We start from the raw sequence: 255 nt of genomic DNA on the forward strand, positions 1-255 counted from the left end.
TCGAGCGAACCGATTAAGAGCTTGCTCTTATGAAGTTAGCGGCGGACGGGTGAGTAACACGTGGGTAACCTGCCCATAAGACTGGGATAACTCCGGGAAACCGGGGCTAATACCGGATAACATTTTGTACCGCATGGTGCGAAATTGAAAGGCGGCTTCGGCTGTCACTTATGGATGGACCCGCGTCGCATTAGCTAGTTGGTGAGGTAACGGCTCACCAAGGCAACGATGCGTAGCCGACCTGAGAGGGTGATC

1 rRNA gene is annotated in these 255 nt (G+C 53.7%); it reads left to right on the forward strand.

The annotated features are described in order from the left end of the window. Positions 1–255, forward strand: a 16S ribosomal RNA gene (locus tag AC1M36_RS28630); the annotation flags it as partial.

The organism is Bacillus sp. Medicinal_06, assembly GCF_056711665.1.